The sequence below is a fragment of the Legionella nigrisilvae genome, assembly GCF_977063395.2.
Genome location: NZ_CDRUGZ020000038.1, coordinates 798,564 through 817,102, shown reverse-complemented (window position 1 = coordinate 817,102; position 18,539 = coordinate 798,564). Strand labels below are relative to the sequence as shown.

The following is an 18,539-nucleotide window of genomic DNA, read 5'->3' as shown; positions in this document are numbered from 1 at the left end:
AGCACTCAAAGGTTCTTCAAAGTGCCCACACAGTTTGTCTTCTATCTTCTTAATGAACCTGCCCCGAAGGCGTGCTGCGTATTCTACTGATTTCACTCTCAGTGTCAAACACTTTTTTCATTTTTTTCAAAAAAAAGGATAGGTGTCTTAGTTACGTTCTAGAGTGAAATATATATTAATGACTAAGGTTTAGAATATTTTCATCGATAAGATACCCATAATGAAAATTTAAAGCGAAGGGCAGATAATTCCTAAAGTCAGAATATTATTCCTATGATTCCTTTAGTAATTTTCTCATACATCAATTTTATAAATATTTTTTGGTTAAGACTGGCTATCCCTCCTTTTTTTTGTTAATCTTCGCGATTCAACTATGGTGGCTCTATTGGTCCCTTCGCGGCGATAGATCGTGAACCCCGTCAGGCCCGGAAGGGAGCAGCGGTAGCGATTGATTCGAGCGCCGGAGTGTGGCTCTTAGAGCTGCCGCCCAACTCGTGAAAACATGTATGAGCTATCTGGCACTTGCCCGTAAATGGCGACCACGCACATTTTCCCAACTGGTTGGCCAAGACCACATCAATAAGGCATTGATAAATGCGCTGAATCAACAGCGATTGCACCATGCCTATCTGTTTACCGGCACTCGCGGTGTAGGAAAGACCAGTATTGCGCGAATTTTAGCCAAATCATTAAATTGTGAAAAAGGCATTAGTTCCGAACCTTGTTTACAGTGTGCGATCTGTAATGCAATAGAACAGGGTAGATTCATTGACTTAATCGAAATTGATGGTGCATCTAAAACTCGAGTGGAAGATACTCGTGATGTATTAGACAACGTCCAATACGCACCCGCTATAGGTCGTTTCAAAATCTATTTAATTGATGAAGTCCATATGCTCTCGCAGCATAGTTTTAATGCTCTGCTCAAAACACTGGAAGAACCCCCCGCACATGTCAAATTTATTTTAGCTACAACAGATCCGCAAAAACTTCCTGTAACTGTCTTATCTCGTTGCTTGCAATTTAATCTAAAGCATTTGCCCACAGAGTTAATCAGTCAGCATTTGCAATTGATTCTTGAAGAAGAACAACTGGATTTTGAAATTGAGGCTGTCAATATACTGGCTCAAGCAGCACGAGGCAGCATGCGTGATGCCTTAAGTCTTTTAGATCAGGCTATTACTAGTTGTGATACTCAATTACGTGCAACTGATGTTAAAATGATCCTGGGCTATACCCAACAAGATTATGCCCTGCAATTAATATATGCCTTAGCAGAACAAAATGCAGCAGCTGTATTAAAACTTAGTCAATGCATTTCAATTGAAGGCGGACATTTTCAGTATGTATTAGACGAATTACTTAACTATCTTCATCAAATAGCTGTATATCAAGTCCTTGGGGATACTAATCCTCTAATTAGTCCTTCCTCACAAATTACGACTCTAGCACAACATATTTCAGCTGAAGACACTCAACTTTTTTATCAAATTGGACTTAAAGGACGCGAAGAAATTCATCTTGCTCCTACGTTAATCATCGGCTTTAATATGACCTTATTGCGAATGCTAACGTTTAGACCTGCCCTTAAAGAAGCCATCCCTCCTTTAGCCCCGTATACGACGCTTTTATCCTCTGAACCGCAGCAACCCTCTCTTTTACTCCAAGAAATTACTGAGCAGGCTCCTAAACAACAATCTCAGGATGTATTGAATCTTACAGAACATTTAGAAGGGAACGCACAAGAAGAAGGGGTAGAAGAAAAAACGCAGGTTATTCATCAGGAAGCAAACGACTGGGCGAGCATTATCCCCCATCTCAAGCTCACGGGTTTAGCGCTCAATGCAGCAGAGAATGCTGAACTGGTCGCCAAAGAGGGGCGAGAGGTAACTCTACGTGTGGCCAAAGGACATCAATCTTTATTTACACCAACGATATTCTCGCGCATTGAAACAGCCCTGAGTCAATATTATCAAACTCAAGTAAAAATTATTTTAAACAGTGATGAATCAGTTCAAGCCTCTCCAGCACAGCAAAAAGAGCAGGCAACTCAACAGAAACAACTGAAAGCAGAAGCTGCATTAAAAAATGATCCTATGTTCCAACAACTTCAGCAAGAATTTTCAGCAGAATTGGTCAAAAATTCTATTGTCCCGCTGAAAGATGACTTATAATATACCGAATTTAAATATAAACCTATGAGGCCTTAATAATGGATATGAATCAAAATCTTGGCAACCTAATGAAAGAAGCGCAAAAAATGCAACAACGCATGCAAGAAGCGCAACAACAATTAAGTCAATTAGTTGTTACAGGAGAAGCTGGTGGTGGCATGGTAGTTATTAAAATGAATGGCCGACATGATGCCACTGAAGTTAAAATCAAACCTACTATGATGGAAGAAGATGTAGAAATGTTGGAAGACTTAGTTGCTGCAGCAATCAATGATGCGGTACGAAAAATTGAAAAAGCATCTAAGGAAAAAATTAGTCAATTAACCGCAGGCCTAAATATTCCCACTGATTTAATGGGCGGCGACAAGGGTGATAAGGAATAATCCTAACTATGGATATGTTAAACCGTTTGGTAGAAGCGCTCCGCTGTCTACCAGGCGTAGGTCCAAAATCAGCACAACGCATGGTGTTTCACTTGCTTCAGCATCAAAGACAAAGAGGATTAAACCTTGCATCATGTCTTGAGCAAGCGATGAATAACATTCACCATTGCGAACGTTGTGCTAACTATACAGAACAAAAAATTTGTACCCTTTGCCAAAATCCAAATAGGGACTCTTCCTTGCTTTGTGTGGTGGAAAGTCCGGCTGATGTATCTGCTATAGAACAAAGCAATGCTTTTCAAGGTAAATATTTTGTCCTCATGGGAAAAATATCTCCTCTTGATGGTTTAGGCCCTGAAGACATAGGGTTACCTCGTCTCAAAAATCTCATTATTCAAGAAGAAATTAAAGAAGTGATCTTGGCGTTAAGTCCTAGCGTAGAAGGGCAAACCACCATTCATTTTATCCACCAGCTTTTGCGTGATTTATCAATAAACATTACCCAATTAGCGCATGGGATTCCCTCAGGAGGAGAATTAGAGTTTTTGGATGGAAATACTATAGGAAACGCCCTTCGCAATAGAGCAATAATTCATGTTTAAAACAATGTACCGCTATAAATACATTTTCATATTAATGCTTCTCATTTCCGGACTGGCTAATGCCTCTTTCTATAAAAGTTTATGGCCCAAATGGGAGGTAAATAGCCCCCTTTCAAAAGAGGTTATTTCACATCAACTTTGGCAAAATTTTCTTAATCGCCGTATTGTAACCAACGAAGAAAACATCAACCTAGTTGACTATGCCCATATGACCCAAATAGATTTAAACTTGCTCAAAGACTATTTAAAAAGCATGGCAGAAATCGATATTAATAAATACAACCGTGATGAGCAATTGGCATATTGGATTAATTTATACAACGCCTTGACGGTGCAGGTTATCGCGAATTATTACCCCGTAACTACAATTCAAGAAATCAATATCTCGCCTGGATTATTCAGCATAGGCCCCTGGGGTGCAAACCTTATTACTATTAAAGACACCTCTTTAACTTTAGATGATATCAATAATCGTATAATTAGGGCAATTTGGAACGATCCTCGCACCCATTATGCTCTAAGCAATGGCACAATTGGGGCCCCCAATTTAAATAGAAAAGTTTACCAGGGTAAACTCATTGAAGAACAATTAAACCAAGCTGCTTCAAATTACATCAATTCTCTTAGAGGGGTAAGTGTCATCGAGGGAAAACTGATCATCTCTAAATTATATGATTGGTTTGAGGAGGATTTTGGTGGGACTAAGCAGGATATCATCTTTCATCTATTGCAATTTGCAAAAGAACCGTTGCAAAGTCAACTTAAGCACATAAATACCATTGATAGTTATATCTATAATTGGCATATAAATAGTCCTTCTCCTGATCATGAATAAAAGCATAATATACCCCTTTTGAAAACTCCTAAACTGAATAAAACAATAGTATACTCATCCTATTTATCATAAGGATTAGAATAATGAATCGAGGTGGTTTTTCATGGAAAAGACTTATTGGAATCTCTGCTCTTAAAGCTAAAATTTCGCGAAAAATCGGCATTCCATTAACGCAATCTGGTAGAGAACGAAAACTCGGTGCATTCATCATTCAATATTTACGTTCATTCCTCTTGGAAAAGAAAAAAAAACGCTAATTTACTTCACAATCTTCGATAGACTGGAATAATTGCTCAATGGCATTGTCAGGGATTGTGTTCATGCGTTTATAAAGTGTAATTACTCTAAATACTGCATCTCGGTTGCGATAATCTAGTTTTAAGTTTGAATTCGTTAAATCATACATATATGATTCAGTGAGAAAATGCCTATTCCCTAATTCGATACGCAACGCATCCATAACACAGAGCAAGGCATCAAAAACCGTCTGGACTGCTATTTTTTCGTCATTATTAAGTAAAGGTAACCAATCAAAAGTGCCACCCCGAGTGATATTAAAGAAAGTATAAAGTAATTGCTGTGTATCGTTATTGGCAAAGTAGCCATATAAATCTAAGCATTCCGTGGTCGTAAGTTGATTATACAATGCCATCATTTTTTCTTGAAAAAGAAGTATATTATTCTTTTGCCCCACTGCACCTGACAATAAATTTTGTTGTAAAATCATTACTGCATCAACTAAACGATTTGGGTTAAAGCAGAATTTATAAGCGCGCTTTAGATCAGATACGTAATTAACATTATCTCGTTTGGCGTTGATTGGATTTGAACTAAGCTTTAATCTCTTAACAGCTGATTGGATCATTTTTCTGATCACATCACTTGTCTCAATTCGAACACCTTGAGGTAACTCTTCATCATGCAAAAAATAGTCGACCCCAAGTCCAAAACCTTTCTGTAAAGCAATCTCATACAGTTTTTGTTGCATTGAATCGATATAATAATGCAGTATTCCTAGCCGCATTTGAATCGAAACTAATTTTTCAGGGTGCATTACCCCCGCAAATAATTTATCCGGATGTACCTTATAGAAAAAAATTTCATTTACTAAATCAGCACATTTAGGATTACCAAAAAAATCCAATGCGAGGTGTTGTTGTTCAACATTCCAGTCATAAAATACCGCTCCCCATCCACACTGTTCAATATCACTTTTATTCAAAAAATCAACAAATCCTTCCAACCATAAACTTAATTCTCGCTCAGAAAATATTCGTTGTAATTGCATTGAATAAAGAGAAACCTGATTAGTCAATTCCGTAGATGGCACACCTTGATATAAAGAGATGATTTGCTGTAAATGTTCTATTTGTTCTTCAATATCTAGTGGTGAGGCCAATTTTTGCTCTAAAAGAGCAATCTGATTAAAACGTTGGGACCAAGATAATTCATGACCTAATTTTTGGGGGATATGAGCTACATTTTGATCCAATAATTGCAAATAATCTAAATATTTATTTGCTATAGAGTGACATAAAAACCTCACTTCAGGATGAGTCTCTGGATTGGAAGTAGTTTCTATATTTCTCTGAAGCTCATTGTTCAGCATTTTCAGTTCATGTTTGACTAAAGTCTTTGCTCGATCATTGTCTGTTACAAACCAACTTGAAAACTGAGTTTTATTCTGAATCATCCCTACTCCTAAAGCGTTGTCCTGATATAACAGTATCCCGGAAAGGTAACTTTCTACCTATAGGTTTATTTAAACGATTTAAAATAGCATTCGTTCCAGCGAAACACAGCACATCGTAGCAATAACTTATAGAATAATAACGAAAATAATTGCAAGTCGAAACTAATCTTGCCAAAATTACGACGAATGCTGTTCAAAAAAATGGGAATTATTTAATGCCACAACCCAGTTATCTTTTATTCATCGATAACGATCCTGTGAGTGAGGATCTCAAGAAATACTTTGCACAATTTAATATCAATATTGTTCAGCAAAAGCAATTAGTTACTCCCATCCAAAATGTGGTAGGAAAACCTATTGCTATTCTAATCCACTGGTCGATTTTGAAAAATGACCTCCAGGCAATTCATCAATTTTATACAAATTATCCGGTGCCTTTATTGATTTTAAACGATACCCCAGATGAGGATGCCTGTATCAAAGTACTCGAAGCAGGAGCAGATGACTTTATTGTAAAACCCTTATTACCTAGAGAGCTCCATGCTCGAGTCAGTGCAATAAATCGCCGTGTTTTACGGGCAAAACAACTCTCTGAGCAGGAAAAAGAAGTTCTAGTATTCTCCAACTGGCGCCTTTACCCAGCGTCCAGGCAAGTATTTCGTGAGCAGTCCCATGAAGAATTATTATTAAGTGCAGGCGAATATGATTTGCTCCTTACTTTTGTACTGCAACCTCAACGCATCTTGGATAGAGAGTTTTTGTTACAAATCACTAAAAATAGTGATCTGAATCCCTTTGATCGAAGAATTGATGTGCAAATAAGTAGACTGCGCCAGAAAATTGAAGTAGATGCAAAGAAACCGGCATTAATCAAAACCATTCGCAATGGAGGTTATATGTTTACGGCACAAGTAACCACGTTAAAAGAAAGCGATACAAAATAGATTTCTTATTTGCGCTTTTTACTTACTTTGAACATCTTGATACTTTTAATTGTATTATCGCCGACTTTTAATATTTCCATCTGATAGTTTTCTATCATTAAGCAGGATTCAGCTGGAGGAATATAGCCAAGATGTTCAACTATTAAGCCACTTAATGTTTTTGGACCTATCATCGGCAATTGCCAACCCATTAAACGGTTTAGATGTCGCAAAGTTAAACTTCCATCAACAATAACCGAGCCATCACTTTGTGGGGTGATATCTCGGCTTAGAGCAGCCACATCAGTAGTAAATTCGCCTACTATTTCTTCAAGTATATCTTCCATTGTGACTAAACCCTGAATGTCGCCATATTCATCCACAACAAAAGAACTACGTCTCTTCATTTTTCTAAAATTTAAAATTTGAATATTAAGCGAGGTAGCCTCAGGAATATAATATGGCTTATCGGCCGCTTTCAGTAGGCTATCAAGATCCAGTTCATTTTCTATAGCCAGATTTAGCACATCACGTACGTGAATCATTCCAACCAAATCATCAATTGAATTACGGTATAAAGGCAAGCGTGTATGTTTTGCTGTTTCTAATTGATACAAAATTTCTGACCAAGGTTCTTCGATATCGATACCCACAATATCCGATTTAGGAATCATAATGTCTTCCACAGTAGCTTGTTCCAAATCCAGAAGACTTATTACCATACTTTTATGCTCAACAGGTAATAGCCCTCCTGCTTCATGGACTACTGAGCGTAACTCTTCATTCGTTAAGGATTCCTTTTGTATTTTGTCTATTGAAATGCGAAATAAACGTAAAACTCCGTTCGACATAGAGCTGCTAATATATACCAAGGGTGCAAAGATTAATTGGAGAATTTGTAAAGGCAATGAAGTAGCAAATGCTACTTGTTGGGGATAAATAGCTGCATATGTTTTAGGGATCATTTCAGCAAATACCAAAATCACCAGCGTCAAAATGACGGTAGCGATAACAATACCCGCATCGCCATAAATGTGCTGGCCAATCAACGTTGCGATTGTGGAAGCAAGAATATTAGCAAGGGTATTACCGATTAAGACAACGCTCAAAAGGCGATCAGGTCGAGAGAGTATTTGATTCACTCGCGAAGCTTGTTTATTTTCTTTCTTGACCAGATGCTTTAGCTTGTAACGATTAATCGACATCATTCCGATTTCGGTACCCGAAAAAAAAGCAGCTAACAAAATTAAAAAAAGCAAAATGATGAACAATGTAGAAAGATGGAACGTCACCGAATTTCCTCAAGCTTTTATTACACAAAATAAAGTATCATATGGTTCAAAAGAAAGCGAGATAAGGTCAATTTGAACTCAAAGCTATAATTAGAATTGTACGATGGGCTCAGGGGGGTAGGCTTCGCGCCTACCTACCAAACCCGGAATTTCATCAGACAAAAATTAACTTATCTATTTTTGCTCTTTATTATAACGAGCTACGCTGGATCTAATCTCTTCGAATGCAGCCTCTGGTCCAACCCAGCCATCCAGTTTAACCCATTTACCTTCTTCTAAATCTTTATAATGACTGAAAAAGTGTTCTAAAGAGTTTAATAGATGTTGTGGCAAATCTTCATGGGTCTCAATTGATTCATAAATTTTAGTTAATTTATTTATTGGAACAGCCAAGATTTTAGCATCTATCCCTGACTCATCAGTCATTTTTAACATACCTACTGGTCGGCAGGGAATAACCGAACCACCAACTAGAGGAACAGGAGTTACTACGAGGACATCAACAGGGTCCCCGTCCTCGGATAAAGTATGAGGGACATAACCATAATTTACAGGATAAAACATAGGGGTGGTTAAAAAGCGGTCAACGAATAATACTCCTGATTCTTTATTTACTTCATACTTTACAGGTTCACTATGCATTGGGATTTCAATGATTACATTAATTTCCTTGGGTAGATCACGACCACTACTAATTCTCATTAAACTCATTTATTCTTCTCCCCTCTTAAATACAGTTAAAACACTAGACATATCAGCCTTCATAACTCAACAAACGCCTTTCCTTAAGGACAAAGCTTTTTCCAAGAAATGCAACGCGTCGCAATCGCTTTATTAATCCCAACCCTAATGCAAAATTGCAACATAAAGCGGCTATTATGCGAAAAAACACATTAAAAGGCAAAGAGAAGCTGTCGCATTATAAGCAATGCAATGTATAATACCCCTTTTTAATCAAAATGAGATTGCTTATGAATTGCTTGTTTTGCAAAATTGCACAAGGTGCGATCCCTGCATCAGTAGTTTTTGAAGACGATGAGATAATGGCATTTCACGATCTCAACCCGCAAGCTCCTAAACATCTGCTGATTATTCCGAAGCAGCATATTGCTACGCTGAATGATGCCAGCGATGAAAACCAGGCCCTGTTGGGAAAAATGATTTTAGGGGCAAAAAAAATTGCTCAAACTGAAGGAATAAGTGAAGCAGGATATCGATTAGTTTTAAACATTAATCCCGATGGTGGCCAGACAGTATTTCATATTCATTTACATTTACTGGGCGGACGTCGTATGACATGGCCCCCTGGGTAGGAAAAAATAATGGAAAACCTATATAAAGAATTGCTAATCCAATTAGGCGAAGATGTAAGTCGGCAAGGGTTACTTGATACCCCTGCACGCGCTGCCAATGCCATGCGTTATTTAACTAAAGGCTACAATGAAAGCCTTGAAGATATTATTAATGGCGCGCTTTTTGATTCTGATATGAGTGAAATGGTTATAGTCAAGGATATTGAAATGTACTCCATGTGCGAACACCATTTACTTCCATTTCTTGGCAAGTGCCACGTTGGATACATTCCTAATGGAAAAGTAATAGGATTATCGAAAGTTGCCCGTATTGTTGATTACTTCTCGCGACGCTTACAAATTCAGGAGCGATTAACTTCAGAAATAGCAAACTGCTTAGAATCAATTACTGGGGCACGTGGTATTGCAGTGGTCGTTGAAGCCAAACATTTATGCATGATGATGCGTGGCGTTGAAAAACAAAACTCGATAATGACTACTTCAGTAATGCTTGGTGATATGCGGAATAACCCAACAAGCCGAGCTGAATTTTTAACCTTAACTCAAAACAAGTAGTCCATCTTTCCCTGTCTTTTATTTTTTAGAAGTGTAGCCTGGGTGAAGCAAAGCGTAACCCGGGAAATTCTTCAAATGGATCCATTCTCCCCGGATTACACGCAAATCGTTCTTCCACCTTTGCAGGGGAAGAACGATAATTCTTTACTCTTCTTCGCCGTCTTTATCACCACCCTGCGCTACTTCTTTATGTTCTTCTTCAGGATAAGTAGTTTCTTCAGCTGGAGCAGCCGCTGCTTGAGGTCTATCTTTCCATTCAAGCTTCACACGACCTTGCTTATCAATACCCGCAACAAAAACTTCAATATCTTGGCCTTCTTGCAGTACTGATTCGACTTTTTGGGATCGGTCATTACAGATTTGAGAAATGTGTAGTAATCCATCTTTACCAGGTAAAAGATTTATAAAGGCTCCAAAATCAACGATTTTACTTACTTTACCTTGATAGGTTTGGCCTACCTCGATTTCTGCAATTAATGCCTTAATTTGTTTTTGTGCCTCTTCCAAAGCATTCATATCTGGAGAAAATAATTGAACAACTCCTGTATCATCTATATCAATAGAAACACCTGTGCTTTCAATTAACCCTTTAATCGTTGCGCCACCTTTACCGATAATAGTGCGGATTTTGTCTTCAGCAACTTTCATAGTCGTAATTCGTGGAGCATGTTGAGATAATTCTTCTCGATGCTCTGATAATGCATTATTCATTACACCGAGGATATGTAAGCGACCCGCCAATGCTTGGTCTAAAGCTTGCTCCATGATTTCACTGGTAATCCCATGGATTTTAATATCCATTTGTAAGGCGGTGATTCCATTTTCAGTACCTGCTACCTTGAAATCCATATCGCCTAAATGGTCTTCATCACCTAATATATCGGTTAACACTGCATAACGATCGCCCTCTTTAATCAGGCCCATCGCAACTCCAGCCACAGGTGCTTTCAGGGGAACACCCGCATCCATCAGTGCAAGGCTAGTACCACATACGGTGGCCATCGAGCTTGAACCATTTGATTCAGTGATTTCCGAAACAACTCTTAAAGTATAGGGAAATTCGTTTGCCTCAGGCAATACAGCGATAATAGCACGTTTTGCTAAGCGGCCATGTCCAATTTCTCTACGTTTGGGGCTACCAACCATACCTGTTTCCCCAACTGAATAGGGAGGGAAGTTATAATGCAGCATAAATCGATCTTTTGATTCACCGGTGATGTTATCGAGGATTTGTGCATCACGCTCATTACCCAAAGTAGCAACCACAATAGCCTGGGTTTCACCGCGGGTGAACAGTACAGAACCGTGTGTTCTTTCTAAAAGTTTTGTGCGAATTGCAATGGGACGAACTGTTTTGTGGTCACGGCCATCAATTCGTGGCTCACCATCAAGAATTCGATTACGTACGGTAGCGCGCTCTATTTCAACAAACATATTGCCAATCACATCCGCTTTTAACTCATCATTCTCTGCTTGCAGAGCAGAAATTGCTTGTTCTTTTAACTCATCCAAACGTTGATATCTTTCTTGCTTATCCTTAATCAGATAGGCTGCTTCAACGTCATGTTTCACCATATCAGAAATTCGTTCTTGCAAGGAAGTATCTACTTCAGGAGCGGTCCATTCCCAACGAGTTTTCCCACCCTGTGCTGCGAGCTCTTCGATTCCTTTGATCACACTTTTCATCATTTCATGACCAAACATAATGGCGCCGCGCATAATGTCTTCACTTAACTCTTTGGCTTCTGACTCGACCATCAAAATTGCATCTTTAGTTCCGGCTACCACTAAATCAAGTTTGGATTGCTCGAGTTCTTTGCGGCTTGGGTTCAATAAGTAAATACCGTCTTTATAGCCTACACGGGCAGCGCCAATGGGACCATTAAAAGGAACACCTGAAAGAGCTAATGCTGCAGAGGATGCAATCATTGCAACAATATCCGCTGAAACTTCTGGATTTAGAGAAAGAACCGTAACAATAACTTGTACTTCGTTGCAAAAACCATCAGGAAATAAAGGACGAATAGGACGATCAATCAATCGAGAAGTTAATGTTTCATTATCTGAAGGTCTGCCTTCTCGTTTATTAAACCCACCCGGTATTTTACCTACTGCGTAAAATTTTTCTTGATAATTTACCGTCAATGGAAAAAATCCAGCTCCTTCGCCACATTCCTTTTTGCCAACTACTGTAGCTAATACCTGAGTGCCATTCATATTGGCTAATACTGCTCCATCCGCTTGTCGCGCAATTTCACCTGTTTCCAATATAAGCGTGTGGTCACCGAATGCTATTTCTTTTGTAAACTTAGCCACGTATTCTTCCTCTTAGTAATTATAACGAAAAAAAGGCGCAGAAAATTGCGCCTTTATTTAAAGTATTTTTTTGTAAAGTACATTCGTAACGAAATGTATTTGCTCAGAAATCAATAAGAATCTCTCAGTTCCAGACTTTGGATCAAAGTTTGATAACGAGCTTCATCGTTATGCTTTAAATATTTCAAAAGCTTACGACGTTTATTAACAAGTTGTTGCAGTCCACGTCGAGAATGAAAATCTTTTTTGTGTTCTTTAAAGTGCTCAGTTAAATATTTAATACGGCCAGTAATAATAGAAACCTGAACTTCAGGCGAACCAGTATCTTGATCGGAACGCTTGTATTCTTTAACAATTGCTGCTTTATCTGCGCTGCTTAGCGACATTATACACTCCCGGAACTACTAAGTATTCATTTAAAGGCGAACATTCTACCAAGGCACGTCCAACGAAACAAGTACTGATAATTATTTTTGTGCAAAAAATTTCATATTTAGCTTTAATCACTTATTTTACTACCAATGATCAAAAAGAAAGTAAGCGTTTCGCTTTAATATCACCTTGGATATTTCGTTCTCCTAACCCAATAAATTGTGCTTTCTCATCATAAAGACGAACACAATCTGCTTTTTCTCCACCTATTTTATTTGTTACTACTCTACCTTGACGAATCATAACAATTTTATCATCCGACAGGATCACTTTCTCAAAATGACTAACAGCTCTATCCATGGGAATCAAGCAAGCTGTTCGTTCGGAGCTAGACATTGCCTCTAATTCATCTAGAGAATACATAGGCATACTCTCTAAACCAGAGGTATAAACCCGATGTAGGCGCGTAACATGAGCCCCTACACCTAATGCATCACCAATGTCTTCAACCAAATTACGAATATAGGTTCCCTTGCTGCACGTTACAGTTAATGAAAATTGACTACCGTCAAATGCATTAAGTTCCAAATTACTAATCAGGATCTCGCGAGCCTCTCTCTCAATGTGAATCCCTTCTCTCGCCAAACGATAAAGAGGGGTTCCATTATGCTTTAAAGCGGAAAACATGGAAGGAATCTGCTTTATATGACCTGTATGTTCTTTTAATACAGCAAGTAAATTTAACTCTGAAACTGCAAATGCCTCAACACGAGCGATTATTTCACCAGTTGCGTCAGCAGTGTTTGTTTTAATTCCTAATAAGCCGGTAGTCTGATAGCACTTATCTGCATCAAGCAAAAATTGACATACCTTAGTGGCTTCGCCAAAGCAAAGAGGCAACATACCTGTAGCAAGCGGATCTAAACTTCCAGTATGGCCAGCTTTCTTTGCCCCTAACAATCTTTTTGCTTTTTGCAACGCCGTGTTCGAGGTCATTCCTTCAGATTTGTTTAGCAATAAAATTCCATCTAATGCTGAAGGATTAATTACTTTCATTATCATCAGAATCAGGTGGATTCACTTTATCGATGAGACGACTTAAACGTTCACCATATTCTATTGATTCATCATATATGAAATGAAGCTGGGGGACTGTGCGCAAAGTAATACTTCGTGCCAAAGCGCTGCGCAAATAACTTGCAGCGGCATTTAAAATAGCCGCTGCAGTTTCTTTATTATCATTCAGCACAGTAAAATATACTTTGGCATGACTCAAATCAGCCGCAACTTTTACAGCGGATATAGTGACGAACCCGGTTAAGCGGGGATCTTTTACTTCCATGGGTATTATCTGTGCTAATTTACGCTGAATCATTTCAGCGATTCTATCTGTACGTTTAAAATTTTGAGCCATCTTTATAAATCACGCTTAATTTCAACTGTTTCATATACTTCAATTAGGTCACCTGGCTTAACATCATTGTAATTTTTGACCCCAATACCACATTCAAAGCCTTGGCGAACCTCAACCACATCATCTTTGAATCTTCGCAATGATTCCAAAGTACCCTCATAGATAACCACATTGGCACGCAGGACACGAATAGGGTTATTTCGCTTTATAACTCCTTCAATAACCATACAACCTGCAATCGCACCAATTTTGGGTGATTTAAATACATCGCGAACTTCAGCAGTACCAATAATTTCCTCTCTAAATTGCGGAGCAAGCATACCGGTTAAAGCGCCTTTAATCTGGTCTACAATGTCGTAAATGACACTATAATAGTGCAGCTGCACAGATTCATGCTCGGCCAATTTCTTAGCACTACTATCGGCTCTCACGTTAAAGCCAACCAAAATGGCATTGGATGCTATGGCTAAATGAACATCAGATTCAGTAATACCACCTACACCGCTTGAAATAACTTCAACTTTAACTTCCTCAGTAGATAATTTCACTAACGCATCTGAAATTGCTTCAAGTGAACCTTGAACATCAGCTTTAAGTACCACATTAAGTACCTTAGATTCTCCTGCCGCCATATTTTCCATAATGCCTTCGAGGGTTGATTTCTGGCGTCTGGCAAGTTTTACATCTCGGAATTTACCTTGACGGAATAAGGCAACCTCTCTTGCTTTTTTCTCATCAGGAACAACGACAGCTTCATCCCCGGCATGAGGAATAGCAGATAAGCCCAATACCTCGACCGGAATTGATGGGCCCGCAGAATCAACTAGATCCCCATTATCACCAACCAAAGCTCGTACACGGCCGTATTGAAATCCCGCAAGTAGGATATCGCCTTTATGTAGTGTTCCGCTTTGTACTAACACAGTTGCTACAGGACCTCTACCTTTGTCTAAACGTGACTCAATTACAACTCCTTTAGCAGCACCGTCTGTTACAGCGGTTAATTCTAGAACTTCAGATTGCAATAAGATGGCATCAAGTAGCTCATCAATACCCATACCGGATTTAGCCGAGATATTGATAAACATAGTATCTCCACCCCAAGCTTCTGGGATTACTTCATATGTCGTTAATTCATTCATGACACGATCAGGATCTGCATCGGGTTTATCCATCTTATTAATTGCAACAATAATTGGCACTTTCGCTGCTTTGGCATGTTGAATTGCTTCTATCGTTTGTGGCTTAACTCCATCATCTGCAGCAACGATTAACACAACAATATCAGTGACCTTTGCACCACGAGCTCTCATTGCGGTAAAAGCAGCATGACCTGGAGTATCTAGGAATGTAACATCACCTTTAGGAGTACTTACATGGTATGCACCAATATGTTGTGTAATACCACCTGCCTCGCCAATTGCAACTTTGGTTCGGCGAATATAGTCAAGTAACGAGGTCTTACCATGATCTACGTGTCCCATAATTGTAACGACAGGTGCTCTTGATTCAGTTCGACTACCTATGTTAATCGACTCACCTAATCCCACTTCAATTGCGTCTTCTTTAATAATACGTGCCTTATGGCCCATTTCTTCAACAACAATAACCGCTGTTTCTTGGTCAATAACCTGGTTAATGGTTGCCATCGCCCCAAGGGACATCATTATTTTAATTACTTCAGCGGCTTTAACAGACATTCTTTTTGCTAATTCTGCAACCGTAATTGTTTCAGGGATTAAAACCTCTTTTACTACGGGGGCGGTGGGCAAAGCAAAACCATGAGTTAAAGACTCTTCAGCCTCTTTAAGTTTATCTGATTTCTCTACACCCTTACGCTTTTTAAATTTGCTACGACCGCCTCGTCTATGACCCTCTTGATCTTCTTCATCGCGATCATAAGATGTTTGATATTTAGGTTTTTTCTTAACTTTCCTGAAATCTCCGGCCTCAGACTCAATTGGCTGCTCAACATGTTTCTTTTTAGATGGTTTTTCCAATTTTTGCTCTTCTTTTATGGAGATATCTTCCATAACTTCTTTCGGACTTGTACTTACAACCACTTCTGTTGGTAAGTCTGTAGGAATTTCTTCATTATGTTGAGAATTTTCTTCTACCTCATGTGCTTGGTTTTCTTCCACTGTAGTTTCAGCAGGTTCGGTGATTTGCTCTACTGATTCTATAGGTGTTTCAGATACCGGTGGCATCTCAGAAGCCACTTCAGCAGTATGCTCTTCAGGTATCGTCTGATTTTCTTCAGATAGAGTTGGTTCTTCAGCTTCAGGCAACTCTGCTATGGGGGTACGTTTTACAAATACTTTTTTCTTACGTACCTCAACACTTACAGTTTTGCCGCTATGAGCATCATGGCCAACGGTGACTTGCGATAAGCTTTTTCGTCTTAAAGTAATTCGCTCAGGCGAAACATTCACATCACGTAGAGAAGTTCTCTTCAAATGATTGAGTAGGATCCGCTTTTGCTCTTCATTCACAGTCTGTTGGTCATCACTAAAAGACAACCCTGCTTCCTGTAACTGGTTCAATAAGCGTTCAACCGGAATACCAACGACTTGAGCTAATTGTTTAACCGTCACATCCGCCATATTTTAATCCCCTTTCAGCAGTTATATACTTTATCTGAAAATAACTGCATATTTGCACTACATTAATTTATAATAAATCCATAGTCTTATAAAAACCATGGTTCTCTGGCCTTCATTATTAAAGCTCCGGCCTTTTCTTCAGTCATTCCTTCAATTTCTAACAGCTCATCAACAGATTGCTCAGCTAAATCTTCCATAGAAGTAATTCCTTTTGATGCTAATTTGTTAGCTAACTCTTCGGACATACCTTCCATTGAGAGTAATGATTCATCAGGTGAACCAGATAGCTCTTTACCTGAAGAAAGAGCCATTGTAAGTAATTTATCATTTGCCCTATTTCTCAGTTCCTCAACAATTTCTTCGTCAAACTCTTCGATGGCCAGTAATTCTTCTTTAGGGACATAAGCAATTTCTTCTAGAGAAGAAAAACCATGTGCTACGAGTAATGTAGCAATTTCTTCATCAATTTCTAGTGCAGAAGTAAATAATTTAACAATTTTACTTGATTCTTCCAAATTCTTATTTTCGAATTCATCTGTAGTCATAACATTCAACGTCCAGCCCGTTAATTGACTTGCCAAGCGAACGTTTTGACCATTGCGCCCGATAGCTTGGGACAATTGATCTTTTTCAACTGCTAAATCCATAGTATGGGTGTCTTCATCCACAACAATAGAAGAGATTTCTGCAGGAGCCATGGCATTAATAACTAATTGCGGAGGATTATCATCCCATAAAATAATATCTACACGTTCCCCGCCAAGCTCGCTAGAAACAGCCTGAACTCGAGCGCCGCGCATACCAACACAAGCCCCAACAGGGTCAATGCGTCCATCATTGGTTTTAACTGCAATCTTAGCTCGATTGCCTGGATCTCGTGCTGCAGCTTTCACTTCAATCACGTTCTCACCAATTTCAGGTACTTCAATACGGAACAGTTCAATAAGCATTTCATTACGGGTACGACTGACAAATAGTTGAGGACCACGCGCTTGAGGCGTAATTTCATATAAATAAGCACGAACCCTATCATTCGGACGAAACATTTCATGCGGAAGCATTTCTGTACGCGGCAAGAATGCTTCTGCTTTCCCACCTAAGTCAATAATAATATTATCTCGGGTTACTTTTTTAACGGTTCCATAAATCAATTGACCTAACTTGCTTCTGAATTGATCAATTACGAGCTCGCGCTCTGCCTCTCTAACTTTTTGCATAATAACTTGCCGAGCAGCTTGCGCCTCAATTCTTCCAAATTCGATTGAAGGAATTGATTCTTCTATACGATCGTTAATTTTTGCAGCGGGGTTGCGTTCTTTTGCTTGTTCAACAGTTAATTGGCGATCTGGATGTTCTAGTTCATCTTCATTGACTACATCCCAATATCTATAGGTTTCATAGTCACCTGTGCGGGGATCTAATTTGATTCGTACCCCTATATCTAAACCAAAGATCTTGCGAGTTGCGGATTCCAATGCAGCCTGAATGGCAAGTATAATAACTTCCTTACTTACACCTCTTTCATTTGATAACGCCTCTGCAACCAGTAACAATTCTTTGCTCATTGTTCGCCTCTCTATACTGTCAAACTTGCTTTCACAATATTTGAAAAAAGTAATTCTTGATCTTCATTATTTATTTTAATTACTAAAGTGTTCTCAGATACTGAGACAATAGTCCCTAATAATTTACGCTTACCCTCAATTGGCTTAAAAGTTTTTACTTGTACTTCATGGCCTATATAACGCTGATATTGCCAATTTTTAAATAATGGCCGTGGTATACCTGGTGATGATACTTCCAAGCTATAATTTCCAGAAATAGGATCTTCAACATCAAGCAATGCGCTGACTTGATGACTCACTGCTTCGCAGTCTTCAATCCCTATTCCATCAATCTTATCAATGTATATGCGCAATAAAGAATGCTTACCTTGTGAAAGATATTCACATCCCCAAAGCTCATAGCCCATGTCATTAATTGTAGGAGCTAATAAATCTTCCAATTCATCTTGTATCATAGTATTAACAAACTAAAAAGGGCACGGATGCCTAATACAAATAC

17 protein-coding genes, 1 other RNA gene and 2 pseudogenes are annotated in these 18,539 nt (G+C 38.8%); 9 read left to right on the top strand and 11 right to left on the bottom strand.

Annotation, left to right across the window (positions count from 1 at the left end; translation table 11 throughout):
- The first annotated feature begins 383 nt into the window (after positions 1 to 383).
- From ffs to ACWTE2_RS25960, 6 genes are all read left to right on the top strand, one after another.
- Positions 384 to 480, top strand: an RNA gene (ffs, locus tag ACWTE2_RS25985) — signal recognition particle sRNA small type.
- A 26-nt stretch (positions 481 to 506) separates the two neighbouring features.
- A complete protein-coding gene (dnaX, locus tag ACWTE2_RS25980; RefSeq protein ID WP_454785013.1) occupies positions 507 to 2,174 on the top strand; it encodes a DNA polymerase III subunit gamma/tau in 1,668 nt (555 codons plus the stop codon).
- 38 nt (positions 2,175 to 2,212) lie between these two features.
- Positions 2,213 to 2,557 (top strand): YbaB/EbfC family nucleoid-associated protein, encoded by a 345-nt coding sequence (locus ACWTE2_RS25975; protein WP_019232941.1) that lies wholly within the window; start codon positions 2,213 to 2,215, stop codon positions 2,555 to 2,557.
- 8 nt (positions 2,558 to 2,565) lie between these two features.
- Positions 2,566 to 3,159: a recombination mediator RecR gene (gene recR, locus ACWTE2_RS25970; RefSeq protein WP_454781288.1), complete on the top strand. Its 594-nt coding sequence runs from the start codon at positions 2,566 to 2,568 to the stop codon at positions 3,157 to 3,159.
- On the top strand, positions 3,152 to 3,994 hold the full coding sequence (locus tag ACWTE2_RS25965; protein WP_182392359.1) for a DUF547 domain-containing protein: 843 nt from the start codon (positions 3,152 to 3,154) through the stop codon (positions 3,992 to 3,994). Before recR ends, ACWTE2_RS25965 begins: the two co-directional genes overlap by 8 nt.
- 83 nt (positions 3,995 to 4,077) lie before the next feature.
- The gene (locus ACWTE2_RS25960) at positions 4,078 to 4,251 is read left to right on the top strand and encodes a hypothetical protein (protein WP_182392358.1); all 174 of its coding nucleotides are present in this window, start codon (positions 4,078 to 4,080) and stop codon (positions 4,249 to 4,251) included.
- On the opposite strand, the gene ACWTE2_RS25955 is transcribed toward ACWTE2_RS25960, so the two are convergent.
- Positions 4,248 to 5,687, bottom strand: coding sequence for a hypothetical protein (locus ACWTE2_RS25955; RefSeq protein ID WP_454785012.1), 1,440 nt, complete (start codon positions 5,685 to 5,687; stop codon positions 4,248 to 4,250). The genes ACWTE2_RS25960 and ACWTE2_RS25955 overlap by 4 nt on opposite strands.
- Before the next feature lie 215 nt (positions 5,688 to 5,902).
- On the opposite strand from ACWTE2_RS25955, the gene ACWTE2_RS25950 reads away from it, so the two are divergent.
- Positions 5,903 to 6,631 carry a winged helix-turn-helix domain-containing protein gene (locus ACWTE2_RS25950; RefSeq protein ID WP_182393577.1) on the top strand — a complete coding sequence of 243 codons (729 nt, stop codon included), beginning with the start codon at positions 5,903 to 5,905 and terminating at the stop codon, positions 6,629 to 6,631.
- A 5-nt stretch (positions 6,632 to 6,636) separates the two neighbouring features.
- Here the strand turns inward: ACWTE2_RS25950 and ACWTE2_RS25945 are convergent, their stop codons facing one another.
- Both ACWTE2_RS25945 and ppa read right to left on the bottom strand, forming a co-directional pair.
- On the bottom strand, positions 6,637 to 7,902 hold the full coding sequence (locus ACWTE2_RS25945; RefSeq protein ID WP_182392357.1) for an HlyC/CorC family transporter: 1,266 nt from the start codon (positions 7,900 to 7,902) through the stop codon (positions 6,637 to 6,639).
- Positions 7,903 to 8,076: 174 nt separating this feature from the next.
- Positions 8,077 to 8,613: an inorganic diphosphatase gene (ppa, locus tag ACWTE2_RS25940; RefSeq protein WP_454785011.1), complete on the bottom strand. Its 537-nt coding sequence runs from the start codon at positions 8,611 to 8,613 to the stop codon at positions 8,077 to 8,079.
- Between the two features lie 260 nt (positions 8,614 to 8,873).
- Between ppa and ACWTE2_RS25935 the strand changes: the two genes are divergently transcribed.
- Together ACWTE2_RS25935 and folE are read left to right on the top strand one after the other, a co-directional pair.
- On the top strand, positions 8,874 to 9,215 hold the full coding sequence (locus ACWTE2_RS25935) for a histidine triad nucleotide-binding protein (RefSeq protein ID WP_454785010.1): 342 nt from the start codon (positions 8,874 to 8,876) through the stop codon (positions 9,213 to 9,215).
- 9 nt (positions 9,216 to 9,224) lie between these two features.
- On the top strand, positions 9,225 to 9,770 hold the full coding sequence (gene folE / locus ACWTE2_RS25930) for a GTP cyclohydrolase I FolE (RefSeq protein WP_454785009.1): 546 nt from the start codon (positions 9,225 to 9,227) through the stop codon (positions 9,768 to 9,770).
- Between the two features lie 144 nt (positions 9,771 to 9,914).
- On the opposite strand, the gene pnp is transcribed toward folE, so the two are convergent.
- The 8 genes and pseudogenes from pnp to rimP form a co-directional block, all read right to left on the bottom strand.
- Positions 9,915 to 12,086, bottom strand: a complete 2,172-nt coding sequence (gene pnp, locus ACWTE2_RS25925; protein ID WP_454785008.1) for a polyribonucleotide nucleotidyltransferase — start codon at positions 12,084 to 12,086, stop codon at positions 9,915 to 9,917.
- 110 nt (positions 12,087 to 12,196) lie between these two features.
- Positions 12,197 to 12,472, bottom strand: a complete 276-nt coding sequence (gene rpsO, locus ACWTE2_RS25920) for a 30S ribosomal protein S15 (protein WP_182392352.1) — start codon at positions 12,470 to 12,472, stop codon at positions 12,197 to 12,199.
- A gap of 139 nt (positions 12,473 to 12,611) precedes the next feature.
- The gene (gene truB, locus ACWTE2_RS25915; protein ID WP_182392351.1) at positions 12,612 to 13,514 is read right to left on the bottom strand and encodes a tRNA pseudouridine(55) synthase TruB; all 903 of its coding nucleotides are present in this window, start codon (positions 13,512 to 13,514) and stop codon (positions 12,612 to 12,614) included.
- Entirely contained in the window at positions 13,501 to 13,872 is a 372-nt protein-coding gene (gene rbfA / locus ACWTE2_RS25910; RefSeq protein ID WP_182392350.1) for a 30S ribosome-binding factor RbfA, read from the bottom strand. The genes truB and rbfA overlap by 14 nt, the downstream gene beginning before the upstream one ends.
- Before the next feature lie 2 nt (positions 13,873 to 13,874).
- Positions 13,875 to 15,893 (bottom strand): annotated as a pseudogene (gene infB, locus ACWTE2_RS25905) (translation initiation factor IF-2); the annotation flags it as partial.
- A 249-nt stretch (positions 15,894 to 16,142) separates the two neighbouring features.
- Positions 16,143 to 16,475, bottom strand: a pseudogene (locus ACWTE2_RS25900) (translation initiation factor IF-2 associated domain-containing protein); the annotation flags it as partial.
- An 86-nt stretch (positions 16,476 to 16,561) separates the two neighbouring features.
- Positions 16,562 to 18,040 carry a transcription termination factor NusA gene (gene nusA, locus ACWTE2_RS25895; protein ID WP_454785007.1) on the bottom strand — a complete coding sequence of 493 codons (1,479 nt, stop codon included), beginning with the start codon at positions 18,038 to 18,040 and terminating at the stop codon, positions 16,562 to 16,564.
- An 11-nt stretch (positions 18,041 to 18,051) separates the two neighbouring features.
- Positions 18,052 to 18,495 carry a ribosome maturation factor RimP gene (rimP, locus tag ACWTE2_RS25890; RefSeq protein WP_454785006.1) on the bottom strand — a complete coding sequence of 148 codons (444 nt, stop codon included), beginning with the start codon at positions 18,493 to 18,495 and terminating at the stop codon, positions 18,052 to 18,054.
- Between the last annotated feature and the right edge of the window lie 44 nt (positions 18,496 to 18,539).

Bases quoted from the DNA above. Each gene is read 5' to 3' on its own strand.
- ACWTE2_RS25965 (WP_182392359.1), top strand. From the start codon at position 3,152: ATGTTTAAAACAATGTACCGCTATAAATACATTTTCATATTAATGCTT.
- folE (WP_454785009.1), top strand. From the start codon at position 9,225: ATGGAAAACCTATATAAAGAATTGCTAATCCAATTAGGCGAAGATGTA.
- ACWTE2_RS25950 (WP_182393577.1), top strand. From the start codon at position 5,903: ATGCCACAACCCAGTTATCTTTTATTCATCGATAACGATCCTGTGAGT.
- ACWTE2_RS25955 (WP_454785012.1), bottom strand. From the start codon at position 5,687: ATGATTCAGAATAAAACTCAGTTTTCAAGTTGGTTTGTAACAGACAAT.
- nusA (WP_454785007.1), bottom strand. From the start codon at position 18,040: ATGAGCAAAGAATTGTTACTGGTTGCAGAGGCGTTATCAAATGAAAGA.
- recR (WP_454781288.1), top strand. From the start codon at position 2,566: ATGGATATGTTAAACCGTTTGGTAGAAGCGCTCCGCTGTCTACCAGGC.
- ppa (WP_454785011.1), bottom strand. From the start codon at position 8,613: ATGAGTTTAATGAGAATTAGTAGTGGTCGTGATCTACCCAAGGAAATT.
- rpsO (WP_182392352.1), bottom strand. From the start codon at position 12,472: ATGTCGCTAAGCAGCGCAGATAAAGCAGCAATTGTTAAAGAATACAAG.
- ACWTE2_RS25960 (WP_182392358.1), top strand. From the start codon at position 4,078: ATGAATCGAGGTGGTTTTTCATGGAAAAGACTTATTGGAATCTCTGCT.
- rimP (WP_454785006.1), bottom strand. From the start codon at position 18,495: ATGATACAAGATGAATTGGAAGATTTATTAGCTCCTACAATTAATGAC.
- rbfA (WP_182392350.1), bottom strand. From the start codon at position 13,872: ATGGCTCAAAATTTTAAACGTACAGATAGAATCGCTGAAATGATTCAG.
- ACWTE2_RS25935 (WP_454785010.1), top strand. From the start codon at position 8,874: ATGAATTGCTTGTTTTGCAAAATTGCACAAGGTGCGATCCCTGCATCA.
- ACWTE2_RS25975 (WP_019232941.1), top strand. From the start codon at position 2,213: ATGGATATGAATCAAAATCTTGGCAACCTAATGAAAGAAGCGCAAAAA.
- dnaX (WP_454785013.1), top strand. From the start codon at position 507: ATGAGCTATCTGGCACTTGCCCGTAAATGGCGACCACGCACATTTTCC.
- truB (WP_182392351.1), bottom strand. From the start codon at position 13,514: ATGAAAGTAATTAATCCTTCAGCATTAGATGGAATTTTATTGCTAAAC.